We start from the raw sequence: 4,025 nt of genomic DNA, 5'->3' as shown, positions 1-4,025 counted from the left end.
TCCAGGCTGGGAAACTGCTCCTGGTTGGGATCGGGCGCACTCACCACCTTTCCATCCGGCAGTACGGCCGCCAAACGCCGTTGGAGGGGAATCACCTGTTCCACAGGCACGCTGCCGTGGGGCTGGTTGCGGATCACGATCGCCACCTTGCCTCCCTCGCGCGCTGCGTTGATCAGGGCGGCGGGATCAGCCACCGGCACACCCCGCACATCCACCATCACAGTCACCGGCACCAACCCGCCGGTGACCCGTGCCACAGCGCCACTGAGCTTGGGGCTCCAGATCACCCCCGCTGCAGCCAACAGAACAGCCGCTGCTGCGCCCGCATCCACCAGGGAAAAACGACGGGAGTTTTCAGCCATGGAGCAACAGCAGACACCGAACTGTAAGGAGCGTGTTCGGGCTGCACAAGGTCAGCGGGCGGCCTCTTCCAGGGCTTCCAACTGCGCCTCTCGATCGGGGCGCTGATCGAAACTGCAGACGCTGCGGTAGCCATCGGGATCGCGGCGGTAGAACTGCCAATCGCCCGGATAGCAGCGGCAAAGCGCTCCCTCTGCGGTGGGGATTAAGCCATAGGCGCTTTGCCATTCCGCCAGGAATCCCTTGCGCCGCTCTCGGGCCACGGTGCCGATGCCGATGGCGGCGTCTTCGAGGCGGCCGTTGATCATCACCAGCGAACCGCGATGCTGCGCGCAGAGCGATTCCACCTCCTCGTAATCGGCAGGAGTCGGTGCCGCCAGCAGCACTAGGCCCTCGCTACCGCCGTCGGCCTGCTGAAGCCGGAGCAAGTCCCCCAACCCAAGCAACTGAGCGGCCTGATCGGGCGCATCGCGTTTGGCCAACGCTGTCGCTCCCGCATCGGGAAAGAGCAGCCGAGCCTCAGGGTGCTGGGGGGTGAGGGAGGCCAAGAGCCGCAGCGCCACTGGCAAGATTCGCAAACCCTCGAAGCGGAACTCCACGGTCCACAGGCCCTTGCTCTGGCTGGCCAGAGCCGCCTGCACGCTGGCCAGGGCCTCCAGTTCGGCTTGGCGCAGGTCGGCGGGGAGCATGGCAGTTGGTCGGTTCGGCCGACCCTAAAGCGCTGCTCGAGCGCGCTCGAGCGCCTGCGGGAACTGATCAAGCAGCTCAGAGCCGTGCCAGGCACCAAGGCTGATCCGCAGGCCCGCAGCCGCAGCGGAGGTCTCGTAGCCCATGGCCAACAACACGGAACTGGCTGCTGAGCCGCTGCTGCTGCAGGCCGAGCCACTGCTGCAGGCAAAGCCTTCCCGCCAAAGGGCCTGCACCAGCTGTCGACCGTTCAACCAATCGCCGCCCCCTGCACGCACCAACAGGCTGAGGTGGTGGGGCAACCGCGCGGGTTGGCCGGCCTCCCTTGGGTCTGGCCCCGAGAGCTCCACCCCGGGCAACGCCAGCAGCTCTGCAGCCAAGGCATCCCGCAATGGCGCCACGGGATCATGGCCGCCATGGGCTGCCAAGCGATCAGTGGCGAGCTGCAGCGCCGCCTCAAAACCGGCCACCAGGGCCACCGCTTCCGTACCGGAGCGCATCCCACCTTCTTGCCCGCCGCCGCCAATACAGGGCTGCAACTGCACTCCTGGCTTCACCACGACGGCGCCAACACCGCGAGGTCCCTGAATTTTGTGCGCCGCGAAGCTGAGGAGATCCACCGGCAACTCGCCGAGCCGCAGCGGTTGATGACCCAAAACCTGCACGGCATCGAGATGCACCAACACCCCAGCGCTGCGGCACAGCGCCGCGATCCGGTCCACCGGCTGGATGGTGCCGACTTCGCTCTGACCCCAGATCAACGACACCAGGCGCGTTGGCGGAGCCAGCAAGCGCTCGAACGCCTCAAAGTCGATAACCCCAAGGCGATCCACTGGCACCTCCTGCACCAGCCAACCCCGCTGCTGCAGAGCCGCTGCCGCCGCGCGACTGGCTGGATGTTCAACCGCCGAGATCAACAGACGTGGGACGTCGCCGCTGGGGCTGGTCAGCTCCAAGGCAGGAGCACTGCCTAGCAGGGCCAGGTGGATGGATTCGCTGCCGCCGGAGGTGAACACCAACCGCTCGTTGTGGCAGCCAAGCAGCGCAGCCATGACTTGGCGTGAGCGCTCCAGCTGCTCAGCTGCTGCCAAACCAAACCCATGCAGGCTGGAGGGATTGCCCCAGGCTTGCGCCTGCACCACCGCCATCCGTGCAGCCACCTCAGGCGCCAGCGGTGTGGTGGCGCAGCAATCGAGGTACTGCCTGAGCGACGGCGGCGCCATCGCCTCAGCTGCCCAGGCCGGTGTCGCGCTCAAAGCGCGCGCGGGTGCGGGACTCAAGCGTGTTGGTGGCGAGCGTCACCAGGTCGTCGAGGGAGCTACCGCTCAGCAGCGCCGCTACCCGAGCCCGAGCCTCGGCGCTTGGACAGTTGTCCGGACGGATGCAGCCGTTGGTGCACACCGTGGCGCAATCGATCTCAGGGGCAGCTGCCACCGCTGGGGTATGGGAGTCGGATGGCGCCTCCAGGGGAACCGTCGGCGCCTGGCGCGCGGCCTGGGCACGCGCTTCTGCTACGGCGCGGGGATCGGGAATCAACGCGTCGAACACGTGCTCCGCCGGTCCATCCATGAACACCTTGCCACTGGTGGCATCCCAGTGAATCTGCAGAGGACCGCCCGGGAGATCAAGGCGGGCTCGCCGCGCACACAGCCCAAGGCTGTGGCATGCCACGAGTGTGGCGCAGGCGCCGGTGCCGCAAGCCAGGGTGGGGCCAGCACCGCGCTCCCACACCCGCATCACCAGGTGATCTGGAGCCAGCACCTGCACAAAGTGAACATTGGTTTTGGCGGGGAAGGCGGGATGCACCTCGAGCAGGGCGCCAAAGCGCTCCAGATCGATCTCCTCCACAAGCGGCACAGGGATCACCGCATGGGGATTCCCCATCCCCGCGGCCGCCACTGCGAAGGATTCGCCGTCCAGCTCCAACTCCCCCTGGGGTAGGCCCGCAGGGCCTGTCACCAGATTCGTTGGCACGTCGCCAGGCTCGAGGAAGGGGGCGCCCATATCCACACGAATCGTGCCGTCGGGCAACAGCTCTGGCACGATTCGACCGGCCAGGGTGTCAATCTGCCAGGTGCGGCCGGGGCCATCGCCATCGCGATCCGCCAGAAAGCGGGCCAAACAGCGGATGCCGTTGCCGCACATCTCCGGCTCGGTGCCATCGGCATTGAAGATGCGCATTCGCAGCTCGCCACCGTTGTTGGGGGGGAGGGCCAGGATCACGCCATCACCGCCCACCCCGAAGCGGCGATCGCACAGCTCCACCACCAGCTCTGGTGTCAGACCAAAGACGAAGTTGGGATCGCTGGCGGCGCGGCCATCCAGCATCAGGAAGTCGTTGCCCAGCCCTTGATACTTGCTGAAGCTCAGTTCAGCCTGCAGCGAGCTGAACGGGGTCTTGCTGGGGGACGACACGCGCGGCAGCCTGCCTGGGCAGGCATGAGGTTGAGGCAAATCCTATGGGGAGCAGCATGGACAACCGGGCTGCGCAGTTCGATACCTCCCAGCCCGGAATCCGGCAGCTGCAGAGCTGGATTCGAACCCGCTCTAACCTGGCCGTGCAGCTCCTGGATGGCACCAGCCTCACGGGAATCCCACGCTGGGTGGATGCCGATTTCGTCGCAGTTGAGCCGGCCCATGGTGGTGAGCTGGTGCTTGTGAACCGGCAGGCCATTGCCTTGCTCAGAGCCCTCGTCTGAGGGCTGTGGGAGCATCGCCCCAACGCCCCCACTTGCCCCAGCCCGTCCGTGAGCGAGAGCAGCCGCTACCAACCCCAGCCGATCGAGACCGGCTGGCAACGGGCCTGGCAAGACAACGGCCTGCACGTCACGCCGGAACTCAATCCTGGCGACGAGGCGTTCTACACCCTCTCGATGTTCCCCTATCCCTCGGGGAACCTGCACATGGGCCATGTGCGCAACTACGTGATCACCGATGTGGTGGCGCGGGTACAGCGGCTGCGCGGCAAAAAGGTGCTT

Annotated in this window: 6 protein-coding genes; 2 read left to right on the top strand and 4 right to left on the bottom strand. The window is 66.5% G+C overall.

The window, feature by feature from the left end; genetic code table 11:
- The 4 genes from ACIQ2E_RS13070 to dapF all read right to left on the bottom strand — a co-directional run.
- Window positions 1–362 (bottom strand): DUF4330 domain-containing protein (locus ACIQ2E_RS13070; protein WP_398331337.1); only part of this gene is annotated, 362 nt, incomplete at its 3' end.
- Between the two features lie 51 nt (window positions 363–413).
- Window positions 414–1,049: a DUF1995 family protein gene (locus ACIQ2E_RS13065; protein ID WP_398331334.1), complete on the bottom strand. Its 636-nt coding sequence runs from the start codon at window positions 1,047–1,049 to the stop codon at window positions 414–416.
- Window positions 1,050–1,073: 24 nt separating this feature from the next.
- Entirely contained in the window at window positions 1,074–2,270 is a 1,197-nt protein-coding gene (locus ACIQ2E_RS13060) for a cysteine desulfurase family protein (protein ID WP_398331331.1), read from the bottom strand.
- Window positions 2,271–2,274: 4 nt separating this feature from the next.
- Window positions 2,275–3,462: a diaminopimelate epimerase gene (gene dapF / locus ACIQ2E_RS13055; RefSeq protein WP_398331328.1), complete on the bottom strand. Its 1,188-nt coding sequence runs from the start codon at window positions 3,460–3,462 to the stop codon at window positions 2,275–2,277.
- A 56-nt stretch (window positions 3,463–3,518) separates the two neighbouring features.
- Between dapF and ACIQ2E_RS13050 the strand changes: the two genes are divergently transcribed.
- Entirely contained in the window at window positions 3,519–3,746 is a 228-nt protein-coding gene (locus ACIQ2E_RS13050) for a hypothetical protein (RefSeq protein WP_398331325.1), read from the top strand.
- Window positions 3,747–3,794: 48 nt separating this feature from the next.
- Window positions 3,795–4,025 (top strand): class I tRNA ligase family protein (locus tag ACIQ2E_RS13045; RefSeq protein ID WP_398331322.1); only part of this gene is annotated, 231 nt, incomplete at its 3' end.

The sequence above is a fragment of the Vulcanococcus sp. genome (genome assembly GCF_044369115.1).
GTDB lineage: Bacteria > Cyanobacteriota > Cyanobacteriia > PCC-6307 > Cyanobiaceae > Vulcanococcus.
Note: the sequence above shows the minus strand (reverse complement) of the source record. Positions and strands in the feature narration are given on the sequence as shown.

Excerpts from the sequence above, each read along its gene's own strand:
- ACIQ2E_RS13050 (WP_398331325.1), top strand. The coding sequence starts at position 3,519 with ATGGACAACCGGGCTGCGCAGTTCGATACCTCCCAGCCCGGAATCCGG.
- ACIQ2E_RS13065 (WP_398331334.1), bottom strand. The coding sequence starts at position 1,049 with ATGCTCCCCGCCGACCTGCGCCAAGCCGAACTGGAGGCCCTGGCCAGC.
- ACIQ2E_RS13060 (WP_398331331.1), bottom strand. The coding sequence starts at position 2,270 with ATGGCGCCGCCGTCGCTCAGGCAGTACCTCGATTGCTGCGCCACCACA.